The organism is Methylocaldum sp. RMAD-M, from assembly GCF_017832375.1.
Taxonomy (GTDB): domain Bacteria; phylum Pseudomonadota; class Gammaproteobacteria; order Methylococcales; family Methylococcaceae; genus Methylocaldum.
In genome coordinates, this window is record NZ_JAFIBZ010000012.1 from 16948 (window position 1) to 38075 (window position 21128).

20 protein-coding genes and 1 pseudogene are annotated in these 21128 nt (G+C 61.0%); all 21 read left to right on the forward strand.

Features of this window, described 5'->3' with window-relative positions; translation table 11 throughout:
- Positions 1 to 3: 3 nt before the first annotated feature.
- The 21 genes and pseudogenes from JOD69_RS13080 (at position 4) to JOD69_RS13175 (ending at position 21126) form a co-directional block, all read left to right on the forward strand.
- On the forward strand, positions 4 to 1680 hold the full coding sequence (locus tag JOD69_RS13080) for a formylmethanofuran dehydrogenase subunit A (RefSeq protein WP_086134213.1): 1677 nt from the start codon (positions 4 to 6) through the stop codon (positions 1678 to 1680).
- A complete protein-coding gene (locus JOD69_RS13085) occupies positions 1671 to 2657 on the forward strand; it encodes a GTP-binding protein (protein WP_086134212.1) in 987 nt (328 codons plus the stop codon). The genes JOD69_RS13080 and JOD69_RS13085 overlap by 10 nt, the downstream gene beginning before the upstream one ends.
- 21 nt (positions 2658 to 2678) lie before the next feature.
- Positions 2679 to 3113, forward strand: a complete 435-nt coding sequence (gene queD / locus JOD69_RS13090) for a 6-carboxytetrahydropterin synthase QueD (protein WP_086134211.1) — start codon at positions 2679 to 2681, stop codon at positions 3111 to 3113.
- Complete coding sequence (gene folE2, locus JOD69_RS13095; protein WP_086134210.1) at positions 3110 to 3934, forward strand: GTP cyclohydrolase FolE2; 825 nt, start codon at positions 3110 to 3112, stop codon at positions 3932 to 3934. Before queD ends, folE2 begins: the two co-directional genes overlap by 4 nt.
- Positions 3931 to 5280, forward strand: a complete 1350-nt coding sequence (locus JOD69_RS13100; RefSeq protein WP_086134209.1) for a GTP-binding protein — start codon at positions 3931 to 3933, stop codon at positions 5278 to 5280. Before folE2 ends, JOD69_RS13100 begins: the two co-directional genes overlap by 4 nt.
- Positions 5268 to 6299: a WD40 repeat domain-containing protein gene (locus JOD69_RS13105; protein ID WP_086134208.1), complete on the forward strand. Its 1032-nt coding sequence runs from the start codon at positions 5268 to 5270 to the stop codon at positions 6297 to 6299. Before JOD69_RS13100 ends, JOD69_RS13105 begins: the two co-directional genes overlap by 13 nt.
- A 304-nt stretch (positions 6300 to 6603) precedes the next feature.
- Positions 6604 to 6996 carry a DUF3147 family protein gene (locus JOD69_RS13110; RefSeq protein ID WP_240506957.1) on the forward strand — a complete coding sequence of 131 codons (393 nt, stop codon included), beginning with the start codon at positions 6604 to 6606 and terminating at the stop codon, positions 6994 to 6996.
- Positions 6997 to 7070: 74 nt separating this feature from the next.
- On the forward strand, positions 7071 to 8006 hold the full coding sequence (locus JOD69_RS13115; RefSeq protein ID WP_077732428.1) for a chromate resistance protein ChrB domain-containing protein: 936 nt from the start codon (positions 7071 to 7073) through the stop codon (positions 8004 to 8006).
- Entirely contained in the window at positions 8003 to 9559 is a 1557-nt protein-coding gene (gene chrA / locus JOD69_RS13120; protein ID WP_139841069.1) for a chromate efflux transporter, read from the forward strand. The genes JOD69_RS13115 and chrA overlap by 4 nt, the downstream gene beginning before the upstream one ends.
- A gap of 34 nt (positions 9560 to 9593) precedes the next feature.
- Positions 9594 to 11171 carry an ABC transporter permease subunit gene (locus JOD69_RS13125; protein ID WP_086134206.1) on the forward strand — a complete coding sequence of 526 codons (1578 nt, stop codon included), beginning with the start codon at positions 9594 to 9596 and terminating at the stop codon, positions 11169 to 11171.
- Positions 11090 to 11929 carry an ABC transporter ATP-binding protein gene (locus tag JOD69_RS13130; RefSeq protein WP_240502648.1) on the forward strand — a complete coding sequence of 280 codons (840 nt, stop codon included), beginning with the start codon at positions 11090 to 11092 and terminating at the stop codon, positions 11927 to 11929. The genes JOD69_RS13125 and JOD69_RS13130 overlap by 82 nt, the downstream gene beginning before the upstream one ends.
- A gap of 219 nt (positions 11930 to 12148) precedes the next feature.
- Positions 12149 to 12586 (forward strand): chromate resistance protein ChrB domain-containing protein, encoded by a 438-nt coding sequence (locus tag JOD69_RS13135; protein ID WP_077732423.1) that lies wholly within the window; start codon positions 12149 to 12151, stop codon positions 12584 to 12586.
- A gap of 20 nt (positions 12587 to 12606) precedes the next feature.
- Complete coding sequence (locus JOD69_RS13140; protein WP_240506950.1) at positions 12607 to 13407, forward strand: LppY/LpqO family protein; 801 nt, start codon at positions 12607 to 12609, stop codon at positions 13405 to 13407.
- A gap of 20 nt (positions 13408 to 13427) precedes the next feature.
- Positions 13428 to 13535, forward strand: a complete 108-nt coding sequence (locus tag JOD69_RS25085; RefSeq protein WP_240506968.1) for a DUF1259 domain-containing protein — start codon at positions 13428 to 13430, stop codon at positions 13533 to 13535.
- Positions 13536 to 13537: 2 nt separating this feature from the next.
- A complete protein-coding gene (locus JOD69_RS13145; RefSeq protein ID WP_205781053.1) occupies positions 13538 to 14224 on the forward strand; it encodes a family 16 glycoside hydrolase in 687 nt (228 codons plus the stop codon).
- A gap of 3 nt (positions 14225 to 14227) precedes the next feature.
- Complete coding sequence (locus tag JOD69_RS13150) at positions 14228 to 14986, forward strand: transporter (RefSeq protein ID WP_086134205.1); 759 nt, start codon at positions 14228 to 14230, stop codon at positions 14984 to 14986.
- Positions 14987 to 14996: 10 nt separating this feature from the next.
- A complete protein-coding gene (locus JOD69_RS13155; protein ID WP_205781052.1) occupies positions 14997 to 15998 on the forward strand; it encodes an extracellular solute-binding protein in 1002 nt (333 codons plus the stop codon).
- 719 nt (positions 15999 to 16717) lie between these two features.
- A complete protein-coding gene (locus JOD69_RS13160) occupies positions 16718 to 17806 on the forward strand; it encodes a type IV toxin-antitoxin system AbiEi family antitoxin (RefSeq protein ID WP_086134203.1) in 1089 nt (362 codons plus the stop codon).
- On the forward strand, positions 17784 to 18647 hold the full coding sequence (locus tag JOD69_RS13165; RefSeq protein ID WP_210023983.1) for a nucleotidyl transferase AbiEii/AbiGii toxin family protein: 864 nt from the start codon (positions 17784 to 17786) through the stop codon (positions 18645 to 18647). The genes JOD69_RS13160 and JOD69_RS13165 overlap by 23 nt, the downstream gene beginning before the upstream one ends.
- A gap of 214 nt (positions 18648 to 18861) precedes the next feature.
- Positions 18862 to 19218: pseudogene (locus JOD69_RS24700) on the forward strand (transposase); the annotation flags it as partial.
- Between the two features lie 681 nt (positions 19219 to 19899).
- Positions 19900 to 21126 (forward strand): methyl-accepting chemotaxis protein, encoded by a 1227-nt coding sequence (locus JOD69_RS13175; RefSeq protein ID WP_086134200.1) that lies wholly within the window; start codon positions 19900 to 19902, stop codon positions 21124 to 21126.
- Positions 21127 to 21128 lie beyond the last annotated feature (2 nt).

The window sequence follows — 21128 nt, forward strand, 5'->3', positions numbered from 1 at the left end:
ACCATGCTGATCAAATTGGTGGGCGGCGAGATCTACGACCCAACCCAAGGGCTCGCGGGAGAAATCCGCGACTTGTTCGTGCGGGACGGCCTTATCGTCTCCGACCCCGGTCCCGGCGTGCGAGTCGACACGGTTCACGACATCTCCGGACATATCGTCATGGCCGGGGCCATCGACATCCACAGCCACATTGCGGGCGGCAACGTCAACACCGCCCGCGTGCTGCTGCCGGAACAGCACCGCAATGTCATGGCCCGACGGTTCGGCCACCCGTTCAGCACGGCTAAATGGTCGAGCACGGACACCGGCTACCGCTACGCCCGAATGGGCTACACCACCGTGGTCGAACCGGCGGTGTTGCCGGCCAACGCCCTGGATGCCCACTTACAAATGGCGGATATTCCGATCATCGACACGGCCGGCCTGGCCATCCTCGGCAGCGACGATTTCCTGTTGCGGCTGCTGCGCGACAAGGCCAGCCAGGCGCAAGTCGACGATTACGTGGCCTGGACCTTGAACGCCACCCGCTGCCTGGGCCTGAAGGTCATCAACGCCGGCGGGGCCAATGCCTTCAAATGGAATGTGCGGTGTTTTGATCTGGATGATGTGGTGCCGTTCTACGGCGTGAGTTCCCGGCATATCCTGCAAGCCCTGCAGCGTGCGGTGTGCGATCTGGGCATTCCGCATCCCGTCCATGTCCACTGCAACAACCTGGGGATGCCGGGCAACGTGGACACCGCCGTCGCCACCATGGAAGCCGCGCAAGGCTTGCCCATGCACTTGGCGCACATCCAGTTCTACGGCTACGGACAGGAGGGCGCCAAAGGCTTTTCCTCGGGCGCGGCGCGCCTGATGGAAGCCTTCCGCCGCCATCCGAATATCACGATGGACGTCGGCCAGGTACTGTTCGGCCGGACCGTGACGATTTCCGGTGATGTCACCGCTCAATACAGCCGCCGGGACGATGCCAGCCCCGGCAAATGGGTGATGTGGGATGCCGAATGCGACGGTGCGGGCGGCATCGTGCCCTACCGCTACAGGGAAAAAAGCTTCGTCAACACCTTACAGTGGGCCATCGGCCTGGAAATCTTCCTGCTGGCGGAAGATCCCTGGCGGGTGTTCTTCACCACCGATCATCCCAACGGCGCGCCCTTCACCGCCTATCCGGAACTGATCCGCCTGCTCATGGACGCCGACTATCGCCAGTCCTGCATGGCACGGCTTAATCAGGAAGCCTTGGCGCTGACCCTCTTGCCGGAGCTGAAGCGGGAGTTTTCGCTCCCTGAAATCGCGATCATGACCCGCGCCGCCCCGGCCCGTTTGCTGGGACTTGGCGACCGGGGCCATCTCGCCCCCGGCGCCGTCGCCGATATCGCCGTTTATCGGCCGCGGTCCGACCCGCGCGCCATGTTCGCCGACGCCGCGCTGGTATTGAAAAACGGGCGCGTGGTGGTGCGGGACGGCGAAGTGGTCGAGCGGGTCCATGGGATGGCTCAGATGGTTCAGCCCGGATACGACCACCGCATCGAGCGCTCCGTCAAAGCTCATTTCGACCGCTTCTACAGCCTGTCCCTCGATCACTTCAAAGTAAACGACGTGGACTTCGCCCTCAAGGATGCGGAACGTTTTCGGGCGGTTCCCGTTTCGAACCGGCCAGCAGCGGTGCAAACATGCCGCTAAACCCCAACACCCCGCTACCCGTCATTGTTCTGACCGGCTTTCTCGGCAGCGGCAAGACCACGCTGCTCAACCGCCTGCTCAGTCAGGCGCCACGCACGGCGGTGCTGATCAACGAGTTCGGCGCCACCCCGGTGGACCAGGTCTTAATCGGGCGCCAGGACATCCCGCTCATGACCCTGTCCGGCGGTTGCTTGTGCTGCCAGGTGCGGGGCGCCTTGGCGCCGGTACTCAGAAACCTCCGGCTGGCTTGGGAAAACCCCAATTCGCCTCGGTTCGACCGGATCGTCATCGAAGCCAGCGGCGTCGCCAGCCCCGAACCCGTTCTGGACACGCTGCTGCGGGACCGCTGGCTGGCCTCCCGCTACCATCTGCAAGCGGTGATCGCGACGGTGTCGGTACCGGCAGCCGAGGAACAGTTGGACCGTTTTCCCGAGGCCCGTGCCCAGGTGGCTTGGGCGGATGTCCTGGTGCTCACCCACACCGATCGGGCAAGCAAGAATCACATGACGCACCTGGCGGCCCGGCTGGACGAGCTTGCTCCGGCCACGCCCCGGTTCGTCGCGGTGCGCGGCGCCGTCGATCCGGAAACCGTCCTGGCGGCGGTTGCGCCAGATAATCGCCGACTGCCTCCGGGTCAGGAGTTGCCCGATCACGGTTTCCGCAGCGTGTCCCTCTACCTGAGCGCGCCGATTCCCTGGCCGCGCCTGCAAACCGTGCTGGAAGACCTTTTGGCCCAGCATCGTTCCCGTCTGGTGCGGGTGAAGGGAGTGGTTCGCCTGTCCGACCGGTCCGAGCCCGTCATCGTGCAAGCCGCGACGGGCCGGTTGTATCCGCCGGTTGCCTTGCCGGAGCGTGCCTCCGACGATCGCCTGGGACGTCTGGTTTTCATCGCCGTCGGCGCCGTTCACGAACTCGCCGAGGAACTGATGGCGGCCGTGGGTGGCATCGCGGTTCCGGATGCGATCCGCCTGCATTGACTAACGATCCTATCGCAACCCATGGACATCCATAGCAACGACTCGTCCCTCGCCGCGGCCGCCTCAGGCAAACGCAGCCTTTATAGGCTTCGCGTGCAGGTCCAGTTCTCGTCCGCGCACTCGCTCCGCGATTATCCCGGCGATTGCCGCCGCCTGCACGGGCATAACTGGAAGCTGGAGGTGGAGGTCTCCGCGCGCATCCTGGACGAGCTGGGCATCGCCCTGGATTTCAAGACCATCAAGGCGGAAGCCCGAACGCTTGCCGACAGCCTGGACCACCGCTATTTCAACGAGATCGAGCCGTTCGACCGGATCAATCCGACGGCGGAGAACCTGGCCGGCTGGTTTTACCGCCGGCTCGCCGAACGGATCGACGGGGAATTCGCCCGGGTCAGCGCCGTGACCTTGTGGGAAACCGACACGTCGTGCGTCCGCTATACGGAGGAGGATCGATGAGCGCTCCGATCGGCATCGAAGACGTGCAGGGCCGGGCCGACTCCCGCCGCATCGCCATCGACAGGGTCGGGATCAAGGACATCCTGCATCCGGTGCGGGTCCGGGACCTCAGCCAGGGCGAGCAGCACACCATCGCCCGCTTCGACATGTACGTGAACCTGCCCCACGGCTTCAAGGGCACCCACATGTCCCGCTTCGTGGAGATACTCAACGGTTACGAACGCGAAATCGGCGTGGAGTCCTTCGGCGACATGCTGGCCGAGATGACCGAGCGGCTGGAAGCCGAGTCCGGCTACATCGAAATGCGGTTTCCGTATTTCGTCGAAAAGGCGGCACCGGTCACCGGCGTGCGCAGCTTGATGGACTACCAAGTGGCCCTGATCGGCGAAATCGCCGAAGGCGAAGTCAGGACGCATATCCGGGTGACGGTGCCAGTCACCAGCCTCTGTCCCTGTTCCAAGACGATTGCCGAACGGGGCGCCCACAATCAGCGCTCTCACGTCACCGTGACCGTGACGACCGCTGATTTCGTGTGGATCGAAGAATTGATCGAGTGGGTGGAGGCCGAAGCCTCCTCCCCGATCTTCGGGCTGCTCAAGCGTCCCGACGAAAAGTACGTCACCGAATACGCCTACGACCATCCCAAGTTCGTCGAAGACATGGTGCGCGACGTGGCCACCCGGATGGACGCGGAGCCCCGCATCCTGGCCTACACGGTCGAAGCGGAGAACTTCGAATCCATCCACAACCATTCTGCCTATGCGCGGATCGATCGCGATCTACACCACTCATCTCCCCAACAAAACGGAGCCATGACATGACCGTTATCACTTCGAACCGCATCCCCGTCACCGTGCTGACAGGTTTCCTGGGTGCAGGCAAAACGACCCTCTTGAACCGAATCCTGAGCGAAAACCACGGCAAACGCATCGCCGTGATCGAAAACGAGTTCGGCGAAATCGGCATCGACAATGCCCTGGTCATCGATGCCGATGAAGAAATTTTCGAGATGAATAATGGTTGTATCTGTTGTACGGTCCGGGGCGACCTGATCCGCATCCTCGGCAATCTGATGCGGAGGCGCGACAAGTTCGACGCCATCCTGATCGAGACCACGGGGATCGCCGACCCCGCTCCGGTGGCCCAGACCTTCTTCGTCGACGAGGAAATCGCCTCGCAGCTCCGGCTGGACGGCGTGATCACCGTGGTGGACGCCAAACATGTGCACTTGCATATCGAAGACAGCGAGGAGATCAAGGAACAAATCGCCTTCGCCGACGTGATTCTCCTCAACAAGGCCGACCTGGTCTCGGAACCGGAGCTGGCCGCCCTGGAAAAGCGGGTGCGGGGCATGAATGCCATGGCCCGAATCCATCGTACGGTGAACGGCCAGGTGGATCTGGCCGAGGTACTGGACGTCGGCGGGTTCGACCTCGATCGGGCGCTGACGGTCAAGCCCGGTTTCCTGGATCCGGAATATCCCTTCGAATGGGCCGGGCTGTTCCATCTCGCCGCCGGGGATTACCGCTGGATTATCCAAGACGGCCCCGATCCCGCCATCCGCTTGATTTGGCTGCCGGTGGCCGATGCCAGCGACAGTTGCCTCATGGGTCTGCAAGAGCGCATGGTCCGGTTGTTCTCGGCCCCTCCCAAGCGGCTCGCGCCCGATGCCGGCCTAACGGAGGAATGCCTGCACGAGCTGGATCTGAGCGCCGGCGGCATAAAGCAAATTCGGGTTTCGGTCGAGCGGGACGGGCATTACGCCTGCTTCACCCAGCATCATCCCGATGAGTTCGGCATGACCTTCCTGCGCGGGGATCGAGGGGTCGAACCGGTGATGACCCGTGAATGGGAGGCCGGGCACACACATGACGATGACGTGACGTCGGTGGGCATCAGCGAGCCCGGCGATCTGGACTACAGCCGCTTCAACAACTGGATCGGCGAGCTGCTCCGGGAAAAAGGGGCGGATATCTTCCGCACCAAAGGCATCGTCAGCCTGAAAGGCATGGAAAAGAAGCTGGTGTTCCATGCCGTGCATATGCTGTTCAACATGCAGGCCGATAAACCCTGGGGCGACGAGCCGCGCCGCAACCAGCTGGTGTTCATCGGCCGCAATCTGGACCGGCACGCTTTGAACGAGGGATTTCGGCAATGTCTGGCTTGAATGAGAAAGCACCGTTCGAGCTGATCGAGCCGCAATGGCGGGTCGTGGGCGACGATTACATCACCGCTCTGGCCTGGTCGCCTGATGGATCTACGCTGGCAGCGGCATCGGCCGGCGGTCCGATCCTGCTGCTCGCGGGAGAAACCGGCGGGGTCGTTCATGAACTGCCCGGTCACGGCCTGGGAACGCTGGCGCTGGACTGGTCCTGCGACGGACGTTGGCTCGCCAGCGGCGGACAGGACGGCAAGGCGCGGGTGTGGGATGCCGGTACCGGTGCAGAGGCCATGGTACTGGATGGCGGCAGCGGCTGGGTGGAACACGTGGCCTGGTCGCCGCGCGGCGATCTCCTCGCCTCGGCGGCCGGCAAGTTCGTGAAGCTGTGGAAGAATGACGGCGAATTGTGTCGAGTCTACGGCGATCATGCCAGCACGGTGACGGGCTTGGCCTGGCTGCGCGACGGACGCCGATTGGCCACCGCGTGTTACGGCGGGGTCAAGCTGTGGCGGATAGACGCCGTGCAAGCGAAAAAGCATTTCCAGTGGAAAGGCTCGTTTCTCTCCCTGAGCCTTTCGCCGAACGACGAACACCTCGCTGCCGGCTGCCAGGATGCCAGCCTGTTGGTTTGGAATGTAAAGACCGCCAAGAACGTCGGCATGTCGGGCTATCCCGGCAAGATCAGCCTATTGGACTGGGATGCCTCATCCCGATATCTGGCCAGCGGCGCGGACCGTGAGGCGGTGCTGTGGAATTTCTCGGGACCGGGTCCGGCCAATCGGGAGCCCTTTGTGCTCAGCCGCCACATCGACCGCATCGCCGACCTCGGGTTTCATCCGAAGCGGGATGTTCTCGCCACGGTCGGGCAGGATGGAATGTTGATCCTGTGGAATATCCCCGAAGGCATAATGAAGGATCTTTGTATCCTGAAAAATCCGCTGACCCGGCTGGCCTGGAGTCCTCAGGGCAACATGCTGGCCGTCGGTTCGGCAGAGGGCGAGGTCTGCCTGTTAAGCGTACGGTAGATGGACTGAACTCCGAGCGGTCGATTACCACGGATAGCATGAGCAGACTCGCCCTGAAAGTCCGCTCAGTGTAAGCCCTCGTATGTTCGGAGAGAGCAGAGCCTATTCTCATGACATGCGTCCCCTTTCATATTCCCATGGTGATTGGGCCAACGACTTCGAATGCGCTACGGTCTATTGATAGGCATGAATAAAGCACGCCCGCTCCGAGACGTCTGATTTATTCTGAAAGATTCAGAAGGACTTGAATGCAGACGAGTCGGTATGAACACCTACGAGCGTAAGCGCAAACCATAACGAGAAAATGGGTACGATCTTGGCGTACCAACCTCCGCTGCAAACCGGCAAGCAAATAACACAAACGGCCATGTACCTCAAAGTGTTGATATCCGCGCTGTTGATCGCAGTAATTTCCGAAACGGCGAAACGTAGCAGCCTGGTTGCCGCCCTCATCGCATCACTGCCGATCACATCGATTCTGGCCTTCATCTGGCTCTATGTCGACACCGGGGACACCGAACTGATAACTGAGCTTTCGCGGCAAATCGTCTGGCTGGTGATACCTTCACTGGCCTTCTTTTGGATCTTGCCCCTGCTGCTGGAACGGTCGCTGAATTTCTGGCTGGCACTCGGCCTCGCGGCGATAGCTACCAGCGTGTGCTATGGCTTGGTCTTATTGCTGAGAAACCTGTTTTAAAAGGCGTTTACGCAACTTGAAGCCCTTCAGCTTAATGAGTAGCATAATCTACATTACTGTAGAGAATGCTACACATGTCTTGGCTTTTGCTCATACTGACTCTGCCGACGGAGAACGCCACGGCCCGAATGCGGGCCTGGCGAGCGCTCAAAGCCTCGGGCGCCGCGGTGCTCCGGGATGGCGTCTATTTGCTGCCCGAACAGGACGGCTGTCGAGAGATTCTGGCCGAGGTCGCCGACGATCTCCGTGAGAACGGCGGCACGGCCTATTTGCTGACGGCTGAAGGAAAAGGTGAAGACGGTTTTTCGGGTCTGTTTGACCGTTCATCCGAATTCGGCGAATTGCTGGCGGAGATTGCCCAATGCGGCTCTCAGCTGACGAGCGAAACCGCGCCGGCGACACTGAAACAAGCCAGAAAGCTCCGCAAGACATTTGGACAACTGGCCGCCATCGACTTTTTCCCGGGGGAAGCCCAGAAACAAGCCGATGCCGCCTTGCAGGAGCTGGAAAGTTCGGTCAGCCGCTGCCTGTCCCCCGACGAACCGCATGCGGCGGCCGGTGCGATCCCACGCTTGGATATTGCCGACTATCGCGGCCGCGTGTGGGCGACTCGTGCCCGCCCCTGGGTGGATCGACTCGCGAGCGCCTGGCTGATTCGCCGCTTCATCGACCCGGACGCCCGCATTCTCTGGTTGGCTTCACCCGCCGACTGCCCGGAGGACGCGTTGGGGTTCGACTTCGACGGTGCCGCCTTTTCCCATGTGGGCGGCAAGGTGACCTTCGAGACCCTCCTCGCCGGATTCGGCCTGGAGTCGCCACCGCTCGCGCGACTCGCCGGCATCGTGCACTTCCTCGACGTCGGCGGCATCCAACCTCCGGAGGCCCAAGGCATTGAGCGCGTATTGGCGGGCCTGCGTGAAACCAGCGCCAATGACGATCAACTGTTCACGGCCGCCAGCGTTCTGTTTGACGGGCTACTGGCCGCATTTGAAAAGGATTCCGCGCCATGAGCGAAACCTCCCACGTCACCGCACCCACTAAGAACAATGTTCGCCCGGTCGCCGTAGGTTTTTGGGCCGCCTTCCTGTTCTGGCTCAAGCTCGGCTTCATCAGTTTCGGCGGCCCCGCCGGCCAGATCGCCATCATGCATTCGGAATTGGTCGAACGGCGCCGCTGGATCAGCGAGAAACGCTTCCTGCACGCACTCAACTACTGCATGCTCCTGCCGGGGCCGGAGGCGCAGCAACTGGCGACCTATATCGGCTGGCTGATGCACCGCACCTGGGGCGGGATCATCGCGGGAGGGCTGTTCGTGTTGCCTTCGCTCTTGATCTTGATCGGACTGGGCTTGATTTACCTGGCGTTCGGCCAGGTGCCCGCCGTGGCCGGCGTGCTGTACGGCATCAAGCCGGCGGTGACCGCCATCGTTTTGTTCGCAGCCTGGCGCATCGGCTCGCGGGCGCTGAAAAATTGGGTGCTGTGGGCCATGGCAGCCTCGGCGTTCGTGGCCATTTTTGCTTTCAAAGCGCCGTTTCCCTTGATCGTGCTGGTAGCGGCGATCCTGGGCGGCATCGGCGGCAAGTTTGCACCCGGCAAATTTGTGGTCGGAGGCCATGGTGCGGCCAAGCAAAGCTACGGTCCGGCGCTGATCGACGACGATACGCCGGTTCCCGCCCATGCCCGCTTCACCTGGGCCAGCTTGCTCAAGATCATTCTAGCGGGCCTGATCCTATGGAGTGGCGCGATCGGCTTCCTATACGCGCAGTATGGTTGGCACGGCGCGCTCACGCAGATGGGCTGGTTCTTCACCAAGGCGGCCCTGCTCACCTTCGGCGGTGCCTACGCGGTGCTGCCCTACGCCTATCAGGGCGCGGTCGAGCATTTCCACTGGCTCGCTCCGCATCAAATGATCGACGGCCTGGCCTTGGGCGAAACGACGCCGGGGCCGCTCATCATGGTGGTGACCTTCGTCGGTTTCGTCGCCGGCTGGGCCAAGCAACTGTTCGGACCGGATCAGCTTTTTCTGGCAGGCACCGCAGCCGCGGCCGTGGTGACCTGGTTCACCTTCCTGCCCAGTTTCCTGTTCATCCTGGCGGGCGGCCCCCTGGTCGAAACCACCCACGGCAATCTCAAGTTCACCGCGCCCCTGACCGGCATTACCGCCGCCGTGGTGGGTGTCATCCTCAACCTCGCTGTGTTTTTCGCCTACCACGTATTTTGGCCGCAGGGCTTCTCTGGGCGCTTCGATGGCGTTTCGGCTCTGGTAGGCCTGGGTGCGCTGCTGATCCTGTTCCGTTGCCGGGTCGGCGTCATCCCGGTCATCGGGTCTGCGGCCTGGTCGGTTTCTTGTTCACCTTCCTCAAACCCTGGTTGGCCCAGGCGGGAGTGCTGTTATGAACCGCATCGTCTTTCCGAGGATTACGCTAGGAACTTTCCTTTTCCTGATGTGCGCCATGTTGCCGGCCCGCGCGGAAGCACCGCCGCCTTTCGAACCGGTTCAGGGGGTGATCGACGCCAAGCGGGACGAGGCGGTGAAGACCATTCCCTTCTCCAAAATGCCTGAAGGTATTGCCGTCAGGCATTAAACCACCGGTTCCATGGGTTCGAGACGCCTCACCCTGACCCTTGCGGCAACCTTGTTTCTGGGGCTGGGATTGGCGCCGCTCGTGGTCATGTTCGCATCGAGTCTCACCGTGGACGGAATGTTCGGCCTGGATCGCTATCGGGACCTGTGGGCATCGCCCCGCCTGCCTCGGCTCTTCGGTCGGAGCGTGCTGCTCGCGGGACTGGCCACCCTGGGCGCGCTGGGACTCGGCGTGCCGCTCGGCCTGCTGCTCGGCAAGACCGATCTGCCGGGGCGGCGCCTGTTCGCCGCGGGGTTCATCCTGCCCCTGCTGCTCCCGCCCTATTTCCTCGCGCTCGGCTGGTTCGCCCTGCTGGGGCGGGAGGGTTGGCTCGCTCGTCTGCTGCCCGACGCCGTGGCCCGGACGCTCTCCGAGTGGCTGTTCGGGCTGCCGGGCTGCGCCGTGACGCTGGCCACGGTGTTTCTGCCCCTGATCGTGCTGCTCGTGTGCGTACTTCTCCATAGCGTCAATCCCCGCCTGGAGGAGGCTGCGAGGCTGTACGCCGCCTGGCCGAAAGTGCTTGGCCGCATCACCCTGCCGGCCATTGGGCCGGGCGTTCTATTCGGCGCTGTCCTGGTGTTTCTGCTGGTCCTGGGCGAACTCACCGTGCCCATGTTCCTGCGCTATGACGTGTACCCGGTGGAAATCCTGACCCAGTTCGCGGCCTTCTACGATTTCGACGCGGCCATCGCGGCAGCGGCTCCGCTGGCGCTGGTCGTGGGCTTGCCGCTGGCGGCGGAATGGCGCTCGCGGCGCTTCGCGGCACCCGATCTTCGGCCGGCGGGAACCTCGCTTTCCATCCGCCTGGGCGCTTGCAAATGGCTATGGACGGTCGGCGTATCCAGTCTGCTTTTGATGCTCGTGGTGTTGCCGCTCGGCGCACTACTGCTTCAAGCCGCCCCGGCGGACTTCGGCGACGCGTGGCGTCGGGCGGGCGATGCCCTCGGGCGCAGCCTGTTGTACGCTGCGCTCGGGGCGAGCCTTTTGACGGCCTTCGGATTTTTTCTGGGGCTTTTGTGGCGCGAGCGGACGCGCGGCGCAGGCCTCACCGAATTCGCCGCCCTGCTGCTCCTGATCCTGCCCAGCTCAGTTGTAGGCATCGGCCTGATCGGACTGTGGAACCAACCTGCGACTGCCGGCTTCTACGCCTCGCCGGGTCTCCTGCTGTTGGGGTATCTCATCCAGTATGGAGCATTGTCCGGGGGCATCGCCCACAGCGCTCTGGCGCGCCTCCCGCCGTCCCTGGAGCAGGCGGCGGCCGTGGCCGGGGCTGGCTGGTGGCGGCGGATCCTGTTCATCGCGCTGCCCCTGAGCCGGCGAGGACTCCTGACCGCCTGGCTGGTCGCTTACCTCTTTTGCCTGCGCGATACCGGACTCGCCCTGCTGGTGTACCCGCCCGGCGGGGACACCCTGCCGGTGCGCATCTTCACCGTGATGGCCAACAGCCCGTTCGGGTTGGTGGCGGCGCTGTGCGCCTTGTTGGTGGCCGCGGCACTGCCGCCGCTCATCCTGACTGGACTTGGCCTTCGCAGAGAGGCGCACTCGCCATGAGCGCCGTCGAGTTCCGGCAGGTTTGGGCGTCCTATCGGGGCAAGCCGGCGGTGCGGGATTTTTCCCTGGACGTGGAAGCCGGCGAGCGGGTCGTGCTGCTCGGCCCTTCCGGCTGCGGCAAGACCACGGTGCTGCGCCTCGCCGCCGGTTTCCGCGTGCCCGAGCGGGGCGCCGTACTGCTGGACGGGGCGGTCGCGGCGGAAGCCGGCCGCCTTGACCTGGAACCCGAACAGCGGGGTCTCGGCATGGTGTTTCAGGACCTGGCCCTGTGGCCGCATCTCACGGTGCGCGGGAATCTGGAATTCGGCCTGAAGGCGCAGGGCGTTGCCAGGGCGGAGCGGGAACGGCGCATCCGGGAAACCCTGCGGTTGGTGCGCCTGGAATCGCGGCCGGACGCGCGCCCCGGCGAACTTTCGGGCGGCGAGCAGCAGCGTGTCGCCCTGGCCCGTGCCCTCGTCACCCAACCCCGCCTGCTGCTCATGGACGAACCCCTGTCCAGCCTGGACTTTGAACTGGCCCTCGAACTGCGCCGCGAGATTCTGGCGCTCCAGGAAGCACTCGGATTCACCCTGCTCTACGTCACCCACAATCTGGACGAGGCGTTCGCCATCGCCCAGCGGATCGTGGTGATGCGCGCGGGCGCCATCGTCCGCCAGGGGTCGGTGGAGGAAATCCGCGCCCACTTCGACCAGGTTCGCCGGGGACTCCTCGCCTCGGGTACTGACGGGACGGCGGAATCGGCCGGTGTAAAGGGATAAGACGGAATGGCATCGGTCAACGGGATAGCGCGCGTGGCGAAGTGGTTAGAACTCAAGAGGTGGACGAACCCGTCCGCAAGGTCCTCATCGTGGATCTCTTGGATGCCATGGGCGCGTGCTACCTGTTTACGCGGCCTTCGCCGCGGCAGGCGTGCTCACGCATACCGAGAAAGGCGCCGATAAAAAACTGCTTCCATAACTCACTGGAGGGCAAACATCATGAAGTGGATCACGCGCGAGAACGTTAAGGTGGACCGGGTGGCCTGCCCCTGGCTCATCAAAAAGTTCATTGACCCTGAGGCCGAGTTCTTGTTCGTTCCGGCCGACCAGGTCCTGGCGGTGGCCGAGCGACACGGCGCTATTCCTTTCGATGTCCCCGGCGTGGAACTCGGGCACCACGAGGGCCGGTGCAGTTTCGAGGCGGTCGTGGCCAAGTACCGGATCGACGATCCCGCCGTGGCCCTGCTCGCGAGAATCGTGCACGGCGCGGACGTGAAACAGGACCTCTACGGGCGGCCGGAAGCCGCGGGGCTCAAGGCCATCGCCGAGGGATTTCAGCACCTGGGACTGAAGGATGATGGGGAGATTCTGGAAAAGGAATTCATCGTCTACGAGGCCCTTTATGCCTATTGCCGGCAAACGGTGAACACACTGTGAGACCGATCGAGGTATTCTCCATGAACAGAGATACGATTTACCGCTTGACCGCCATCTTCATGATAACGCTCTTGAACCTCTTGCCCGGCCCGGCTGCGGCGGAGGCCCCCAGCGGCGGGCAAGGGCTCGATACGGCAAGAATCGAGCGGCTGACCGGCGTCAAAGGGAAACTGGACGAAAAGGAGGGCGTATTCAAAGTCAGCCAGCCACGCGCCGATCTCCGGGTGACCGCGGCGGGCGTCAAAATGACGCCGCCCCTGGGGCTGACCTCGTGGGCCGCGTTCATGAAGGCGGGGGGCCGAACCCTGGTCATGGGCGACATGGTCCTGCTCGAAGATCAGGTGAATCCGGTCATGAGCGTGGCCCTCGACAACGGCCTCGAAATCACCGCCCTGCACAACCATTTCTTCTGGGATTCCCCCAAGGTGATGTTCATGCACATCGGCGGCACGGGGGATGAAGAAAAGCTGGCGGCCGCCGTGGGCGAGGTATTCGCCAAAGTCGAGGAGACCCGCGGCGGCCGAGGCGAGGTACCCTTCGCTGCCATCGACCCCGCCCAAACCTCGCTCGATCCCAAGAAAATCGAGGCGGTCATCGGCGCCAAAGGCGAGTTGGCCGGAGGCGTCTTCAAGATCACCCTCGGGCGAACCACGACCATGGAAGGTAACACCCTCGGCAGCACGATGGGCGTCAACACCTGGGCCGCGTTCGCAGGCAGCGACGAGCAAGCGGTCGTCGACGGTGACTTCGTCATGTGCGAGGACGAACTGCAGCCGGTGCTCAAAGCGCTGCGCTGCGCCGCGCCGGCATCCAGATCGTAGCGATCCACAGCCACATGACCATGGAATCGCCACGAACGGTCTTCCTGCACTACTGGGGCGTCGGCCCCACGGTCGATTTGGCGCGGGCGCTCCAATCCGCCTTGGAAACCCAGAGGAGAAACCCTTGATCATGGCGACAAAACAACTCATCCATTTGGCTGTGTGCCTCGGGCTGTGCACATTCACCGGTCTGGTCTCGGCCGAGGAGAAAGCGGCTACGAGTCCCGCGGTATCCGGGCTGAGCTTCGATGAACTGACGCCGGGCGGCATTCCGCCCGGCTGGACCATCGCGGCCACGAATCCCGGCGGTCCCCCGGCGGAGTGGCAAGTCAAGGCCGATCCCAAGGCGCCGAGCGCGCCCCATGTTCTGGCGATCACGAAGATTCACGACGATTCCGGGGATGTTTTTAACTTGTGCTGGACGAACGCGGTGAAATTCCGGGACGGCGCCATCGAAGTCAGCCTCCGCGCCGACGGCGGCAAGGAAGATCAGGGGGATGGTCTCATCTGGCGGGTGCAGGACGCCAATAACTATTACGTCGCCCGCTATAACCCCCTGGAAGACAACATCCGCCTGTACTTCGTGAAGGACGGGCGGCGCAAGCAACTGGACAGCGCGAACATCTCCGGCGTGAAATCCGGCGAATGGTTCCGGTTGAAGATCGTTCAGCAGGGAGACAAGATCGAAGCCTATTTGAACGACCGGAAATATCTGGAGACTACCGATAGAACCTTTATGAAGGCGGGCGGGATCGGCTTTTGGAGCAAGGCGGATGCGGCCAGTTCGTTCGACGATCTGGTGGTGACCGCCCGATAATCGATGGGCCGTGGCACGCCGGCGTCCACTCGGTGGGTCTTCTCTTTGGTTTTGGCCGGATCGGCCTCCGCCTTCGGCGGCCCGCCCTTCTTCACCAACGATCCCGACCCGCCGGAACCGGGCCAGTGGGAGATCAACCTGCCCTGGTTCATGGAACGCAGCCGGGATGGTTCGGCGATCGGCGAATTCGTGCGCGTGGACGTCAATTACGGCTACGACCCTTACACCCAGCTCAGCATCGAGCTGCCCGCGCCCTACAGGCTCCCCGCCGAAGGCGGATTGCGCTCCGGCGTGGGCGATGTGCTGTTCGAGTACAAGCGGCGCTTCGGCCTCGACGCCGAAGCGGGGTATTTCGGCATCAACCCCCAGCTCACCCTGCCCACGGGAGACGAGAAAAGGGGCCTCGGTGCCGGGCGCGCGACCCTGCAATTGCCGCTGCTCTATCAGAAGCAGTGGGGCGACACCGTGATCTACGGCGATGCGCGTTACAAGCTGTGGGCCGGGGCCGAGGGCAAAAGTTACTGGTTTTTCGGTTTGGCCTTGGAGCACGCCGTGGGCAAGCGGCTCAAGCTCGGCGGCGAGGTGTTCGCCATTACGTCCCCATCCCCCGGCGGCGAGCCCAACGCCGGCTTCAACCTGGGCGGAAAGTGGGTCATGGCCCCCGGCCGGGTGTTGATGGTGTCCGCCGGCCGCTCGTTCCGGGACGAGCCGGAACTGACTTTGTTCATCGGCCTGAAACTGCTGTTTTCGCCAAACCCTTAAGGAGGCAACGATGACAATGCAATCCTACAGATGGCTATCGCTGCTGCTGAGCCTGGCGCTCGTCCGGACTGCCGTGGGCGCGGAAGCCACGGTCGTGGTTTATGCCAGCGAGGATCAAGTGTTCTCGGAACCGATCCTCAGGGATTTCGAGCGGGATACCGGCATCCGCGTCAAAGCGGTGTACGACACCGAGGAAACCAAGGGTACCGGCGTCATGAACCGGCTGCTCGCCGAGAAGAACAACCCGCAGGCGGACGTCTATTGGGCGAACGAACCGATCCGGGCGGAAGTCCTGAAGCAGCGGGGTGTTTCGGCGCCTTACCGGTCCCCCAATGGCGAAGGCATCCCTAAGGTCTTCAAGGACCCCGAAGGGTACTGGACCGGCTTTTCCGCAAGGGCGCGGGTGTTTATCGTCCACCACAAGGCCCGCCTCAAGCCGCAAAGCCTCGCCGCCTATACCGATCCCAAGTGGGCGGGCAAAGGCGTTATTGCCAATCCCTTGTTCGGCACGACCGCCACCCATGTGGCGGCCCTGTTCACGCTGTGGGGCGATGAGCGGACCAAAGGGTTTATGGACGCCCTAAAAAGGAACGGCACCAAGATTTCCACCAGCAATGGCGAAAGCGCGGACCTGGTGGCCGCCGGGGAATTCGAGTTCAGTTTGGTGGACAGCGATGACGCGGTCAACCGCATGCGCCAGGGCAAACCCGTCGAGATGATCTGCCCGGACCAGGGCGAGGGCGAACCGGGTTGCCTGATCCTGCCCAACGCCGTCGTGCCGATCCGGGGCGCGCCGCACCCGGAGGCCGCCCGCAAGCTCGTCGATTACCTCCTGTCTCCGGACACCGAGCGCAAGCTGGCTTTCGCCGACTGCGCCCAAATTCCACTGCACCCTGGCGTGGAAACCCCGCCCGACGTGCCGAAGCTCGACCAGCTCAGAACCATGCCCGTCGATTACGGGGTGGTGGCCCGAAAGCTACAAGCCATCCAGCCCTGGTTAAAGCGGTGGTGAAGACGCCTCCACAATCACTGGGTCACTATGCCTAGTGCCGCATTGCCAGAGTGAGGCGCACAACTGGCTGCCCGGACTGTAGGCGCCGTCCAATCTTCTCGCTAGATCCAGTAAGCCGCCCCCGCCACGCCCTATTTGTCCACCATAGAAAGGGAAAGCCTGCTGGGCGTGAGCAATGTAAGGTTGAGGCGCGTCGGTCGAGCGGAGGCCGGCCCGTGAAAAAGACTGAACGGCGAAAGTGACACCCCCTCGTGCAGCGCGTCATCATTGCGCTAGCTTTGGACGGTTTCCTGTCACAACCAAACATCCGCTTTGTCTCGGTTTGCTACTGTTCGGAGTCCCTGGCCGAGTGGCTCATTCGGGCACGTGCTGCTCGCTCGACGTTGAGGAAAGCAGTCGTTCGTGACCGACAGGTATTGGACAGACTGAATGGCCGCAAATGGCCGAATTTCAGACAATGAGAGCAGCCTCTATTTCTGGCCATATAGGGCTCTTCCGTGGCTATCGGAAATCTATCTGAACTCATGCTTGGCTCTATCGAGGCGGGCGCCGACGCGATTTTCAGTTCATAGATACTCCGTCTTCTGATTGCCCGCGACGTTCACGTAATGATCATGTTCATGCATCGTGAACATGATCATTACGTGAACATTTCGCTTGATCTTGTGTTCGCTGTCTTATAATGTTCACGTTACGTGAACAAATGATTAAATGTGAACATGCCGCTTCGCTATCGAGAAGAATCCCTGCATCACCAAGAGCAAGCCCTCCTGGAGCGTGCCTTAGCCGCACTGCAGGAAACCACTGGCTTGACCGGGAAAATCATCGCCGCGGAGCCCTTATCGGAACGGGGAGTCAGAGTCGATGCAGCCGTGGAAATCGACGTAGCCGGTCAGCCCCATCGTTATAGGGCTGAAATCAAACGAATCGATCGCTTTACCGCGATCGGCCAAGTCAGGAACCGATTCGATTCATTTCAGCAGCCCGGCTTACTCGTGGCCCCGCGGATCACCGCTGAAATGGCCGACAAATGCCGTGAACTGGACGTGCAGTTCATCGATGCCAACGGCAACGCCTATCTTCATGACCTAGGCCTGTTTATCTTCGTGAAAGGACTGCGCCCTCGAGCCAAGGAGGGGATGGATATCACGACTGCGGAACCACCTCGTGCAGGTACTGCAACTGCCCTTAGAGTGATATTCGTCCTGCTATGCCGTCCCGAGTTGGTCAATGCACCTTATCGCGAGATCAATCGAGCGGCCGGCGTTGCGCTGGGGACGGTGGGAGAGGTTTTTTTAGATCTGAATAACAGGGGTTACGCCATAATCGGCAAGGGAATGGGCGAGCGACGCATTCTGGAGCGCAAGCGATTGATTGACGAATGGGTGACCAACTACCCCATCAAGCTCCGTCCGAAGTTAAACCCAAGACGGTTTCAGGCTTCGACTCCGGACTGGTGGCGGCAAGTCGATGTCACCCAGTACGGAGCCCAATGGGGCGGCGAAGTCGCGGCCGACAAGCTGACCGGCTATTTGAGGCCCAACACCTTCACTCTATATTTCCGACCCGAAAACGTTCGTCAAAACCTCACGAAGCTAGTGGTCGAAAACAAGCTGCGTGCCGATCCTAAAGGTGAAATCGAGGTATTGGATGCCTTCTGGAATTTTCCAGCCGATGACACCCTGTCCGAAACCGTGCCACCGATCCTCGTCTACGCGGACCTTCTCGCCACCCTCGATCCGCGGAATCTTGAAACGGCGCACATGATCTACGAGCAGAGCATCGATGGTTCTGGCACCCAGGGCTGAGCGCCCGATCGACCCCATTACCCTCGCGGTCCTAAGAGAAATTCAGAATGCATCAGTTGCTCTGGGTCTGGAAGCCTTCCTGGTAGGAGCAACCGCCAGAATCATCTTGCTTGAGCACGTATTCGGGCTGCAGGCTGAACGTGCTACCCGCGATATCGATTTTGCTTTTGCGGTTGAAAACTGGGACCAGTTTAAGGCAATCAAGAGGTATCTTGTCACCGGCACCGGTTTTCAAGAAATGGAACGGGTAATGCAGCGGCTGCTTTACCAACCAGAAGGCTGTAGGCGTAAATTCGTCGTGGATTTAATCCCGTTTGGTGGGCTCGAAGTCGAAAAAAATACCATCGCTTGGCCGCCGGACATGAGTATCCTAATGAATGTCGCCGGCTACCGAGATGCCTTGGTATCCGCGGTGCCAGTTGAAGTTGAACCTAGACTTATCGTATCGGTAGCTTCCGTCGCTGGGATTGCCATCCTCAAGCTCTTTGCTTGGGTTGACCGTGGCCGAGAAGATCCCAAGGACGCCATCGATCTGCTCACACTACTCCGTCGGTATCACGAGGCGGGTAACCAGGACCGAATCTACGAAGACGCATCGACCGTGCTGGAATCAGTCGACTATGACATCGAGCTGAGTGGCGCATGGCTTCTGGGGCGCGATGTCGCAACCATTTCTTCTCCAGAAACCCGGAACGAACTGGGCCAACTGCTGAACGATACTAAGCTTACGGATCGCCTCATCACCGATATGTCGAGGGCGATTCGCGTACATGATGATGCATTGGAATACGCCAAAGTCCTGTTGGAACAGTTCTCCAAAGGCTTCACCGCGTCCGAATAAATCGGACCAATGACAGTGGGGTAGGCAAGAGCCTCGGAATGCATCCGTTTATCCACAGTTCGGGTGGAAAAGTCCGTGGATAAGATTGTGAAAGAAACGTTACAGCCCGCGGCTTTCCTGATTTGCGTGCTTATTGTCGAATAATGTGTCAGTTTCCTGTCTGACACTCCAGAGCGTGTTATGAACTTTTTGCTGTGGGCAAGGTACTGCAGGGATGCTTACTCGAAAACCTTACCCCAGCGATGTTTCGGACGACGAATGGACGTTCGTGGTCCCTTATTCAACCTTGATGAAGGCGGACGCGCCCCAACGCCAGCACGATCTGCGCGAAATCGTCAATTGCTTGCGTTGGTTGGTGCGGACTGGTGAGCCCTGGCGAATGTTGCCGCATGACTTGCCGCCGTGAGGAGCCGTCTATCGGCAGACCCGGCGTTGGCTCGCGGCGGGCTGCTTCGAGGCGATCGTGCACGATCTCCGCGAAGGTTTGCGCCTGGCTCAGGGGCGAAAACCGCAGCCGAAGGCTGCGATTTTGGATGGACGCACGCTGCAATCCAGTTGTGAGAGTGAACCGGAGTTCACCCTCGGAATTTACACCACCTTGACGGACTCACCCCCTCTCTCCCTCCCTTAGCCTGCACGCTTTGGCGAACCATACCTTCGAGACGGCAAGCATCCGACACCCCTACATCTAATTCCGTTTTTCCTACAAAAAAATCAGAATTTTCTTACTTTCATTCTGTGATATCCGTACCAGACTTACATTCGCTGGAAAAATGCTCGGGAAAGTTTCAATTGCTAATGGCTACGACCGCCTGGTCTGATTAGTTTGAATATAGCCCCGGAATCGTCACGGAAATCAAGGCTGCGGCCGCAAGTCGATGTACCGGGAAAATTTTCGAACAGCAGCCCCAGCACGGGCCATCTTGGACTCTTCCCGCCGACACAAACGGCTGTGCTCAGCGTCATAGACAATCGTGTCATATGCACGCATGGCCACATATCCGACTCGATAAGGAGTGCCGATAGTGTCGACCTTTAGGGATACATAGTGGCAGTTTGCCGCGAATCCTCTTATCCCCAGCACTGAAATAACAACCTTACCCAAATAACGCCCTCTTTAACCGCTATGCAGTTACCGAGGGTGCGAGCTTTATTTTGACTAATGAAAACGGTTCTAGGACGTGACAAGAGCCGGCATGTAACACGGACACGGTAATTCGGAAATCGAAAACCACCAGGAGTGAAAACACAGATGCACAGTGAAAAGGAGTTATACGCCACCCGCGAATTCTCCACCTCCGACCATTTACCGAACAAAGCCTTATGGTGTTATGCGGGTTGCCTTGGGATGGGCGGTTTTCTCATAACGACGCTGATAGGAAATTGGAGCGCCGGCAGCCTGATCGGAGGCGGCATCTTGCTACTCATGGCGCTGCTGCCCGTTCGTCTGCTCGCCGCGCGGTCCGAGCGAGGGTTAGCGGCGGCGATAAGCGAAAGCAATGCCATTCTGTTGGCCGAACGGAAAGAGCAGCGCGAACACATCCACAGCCTGGACAAATTATGTACGGCCGTATTGCCCGTGTGGTCCGGCCAGATCGAGATGGGGCGGTCGCAGATGGAAGAGGCCATAGTCATACTCAGCGACCGCTTTGCCGATATTGCGCACGACCTACAAACCACGGTGATCGCTTCGCAAGAAGCGGCCTTGGATATCGGTGGACAAGCGGGCGACAGCGGCATGGTTTCGCTTCTAACGCAGAGCCAAAACGAATTGAACTCAGTTCTCGCCTCTTTAAAGACCGCTCTCGACATGAGGCGGATGGCGATGCACGAAATCCTGCAACTGTCCCACTTCACGGAAGAGTTGAAACAGATGGCAGCGGAAGTCGCCAATGTCGCCGGGCAGACCAACTTGCTGGCCCTTAACGCGGCCATCGAAGCCGCACGCGCGGGGGAGGCCGGAAGAGGATTTGCGGTCGTCGCGGATGAAGTACGGAAATTGTCGACGTTTTCCGGAGAAACCGGAAAACGGATCAGCGAACGGGTGAATGTCATCAACGAGGCCATCACCTCGGCATTGGAGCTTTCCGAAAAAACTGCCAATCAAGACGTGAAATTGCTGACCGATTCCGAGACCGCGATCAACCGTGTTCTCGACCAATTCAGCAAGGCGGGCGGCGCTTTGTGCCAATCCGCCGAGATCCTTCAAGGAAAAAGCGTAGAGATCAAGAACGAGCTATCGGACATTCTGGTTTCGCTGCAATTCCAGGACCGGGTTAGCCAAATTCTGGGGCACGTGCGCGACGATTTGGAAAAGCTCCATGCATGTATTTCCGAAGCATCCGGAAAAGAAACGATCGATGCCAAGCTTTGGCTCAAGGAATTGGCGCAAACCTATACCACCGAAGAGCAACGCCGGCACCACCCCGGCGTACAGCCTGTCAGTTCCGATCGATCCGCAAACATTACCTTCTTTTAATC

What these genes read in the sequence shown, in the direction of transcription:
- JOD69_RS13155 (WP_205781052.1), top strand. Translation starts at nt 14,997, where the DNA reads ATGACAATGCAATCCTACAGATGGCTATCGCTGCTGCTGAGCCTGGCG.
- JOD69_RS13150 (WP_086134205.1), top strand. Translation starts at nt 14,228, where the DNA reads ATGGGCCGTGGCACGCCGGCGTCCACTCGGTGGGTCTTCTCTTTGGTT.
- JOD69_RS13085 (WP_086134212.1), top strand. Translation starts at nt 1,671, where the DNA reads ATGCCGCTAAACCCCAACACCCCGCTACCCGTCATTGTTCTGACCGGC.
- JOD69_RS25085 (WP_240506968.1), top strand. Translation starts at nt 13,428, where the DNA reads ATGGAATCGCCACGAACGGTCTTCCTGCACTACTGGGGCGTCGGCCCC.
- JOD69_RS13160 (WP_086134203.1), top strand. Translation starts at nt 16,718, where the DNA reads ATGCCGCTTCGCTATCGAGAAGAATCCCTGCATCACCAAGAGCAAGCC.
- chrA (WP_139841069.1), top strand. Translation starts at nt 8,003, where the DNA reads ATGAGCGAAACCTCCCACGTCACCGCACCCACTAAGAACAATGTTCGC.
- JOD69_RS13100 (WP_086134209.1), top strand. Translation starts at nt 3,931, where the DNA reads ATGACCGTTATCACTTCGAACCGCATCCCCGTCACCGTGCTGACAGGT.
- folE2 (WP_086134210.1), top strand. Translation starts at nt 3,110, where the DNA reads ATGAGCGCTCCGATCGGCATCGAAGACGTGCAGGGCCGGGCCGACTCC.
- JOD69_RS13115 (WP_077732428.1), top strand. Translation starts at nt 7,071, where the DNA reads ATGTCTTGGCTTTTGCTCATACTGACTCTGCCGACGGAGAACGCCACG.
- JOD69_RS13135 (WP_077732423.1), top strand. Translation starts at nt 12,149, where the DNA reads ATGAAGTGGATCACGCGCGAGAACGTTAAGGTGGACCGGGTGGCCTGC.
- JOD69_RS13125 (WP_086134206.1), top strand. Translation starts at nt 9,594, where the DNA reads ATGGGTTCGAGACGCCTCACCCTGACCCTTGCGGCAACCTTGTTTCTG.
- JOD69_RS13110 (WP_240506957.1), top strand. Translation starts at nt 6,604, where the DNA reads ATGGGTACGATCTTGGCGTACCAACCTCCGCTGCAAACCGGCAAGCAA.
- JOD69_RS13140 (WP_240506950.1), top strand. Translation starts at nt 12,607, where the DNA reads ATGAACAGAGATACGATTTACCGCTTGACCGCCATCTTCATGATAACG.
- JOD69_RS13080 (WP_086134213.1), top strand. Translation starts at nt 4, where the DNA reads ATGCTGATCAAATTGGTGGGCGGCGAGATCTACGACCCAACCCAAGGG.
- queD (WP_086134211.1), top strand. Translation starts at nt 2,679, where the DNA reads ATGGACATCCATAGCAACGACTCGTCCCTCGCCGCGGCCGCCTCAGGC.
- JOD69_RS13175 (WP_086134200.1), top strand. Translation starts at nt 19,900, where the DNA reads ATGCACAGTGAAAAGGAGTTATACGCCACCCGCGAATTCTCCACCTCC.
- JOD69_RS13145 (WP_205781053.1), top strand. Translation starts at nt 13,538, where the DNA reads ATGGCGACAAAACAACTCATCCATTTGGCTGTGTGCCTCGGGCTGTGC.
- JOD69_RS13105 (WP_086134208.1), top strand. Translation starts at nt 5,268, where the DNA reads ATGTCTGGCTTGAATGAGAAAGCACCGTTCGAGCTGATCGAGCCGCAA.
- JOD69_RS13165 (WP_210023983.1), top strand. Translation starts at nt 17,784, where the DNA reads ATGGTTCTGGCACCCAGGGCTGAGCGCCCGATCGACCCCATTACCCTC.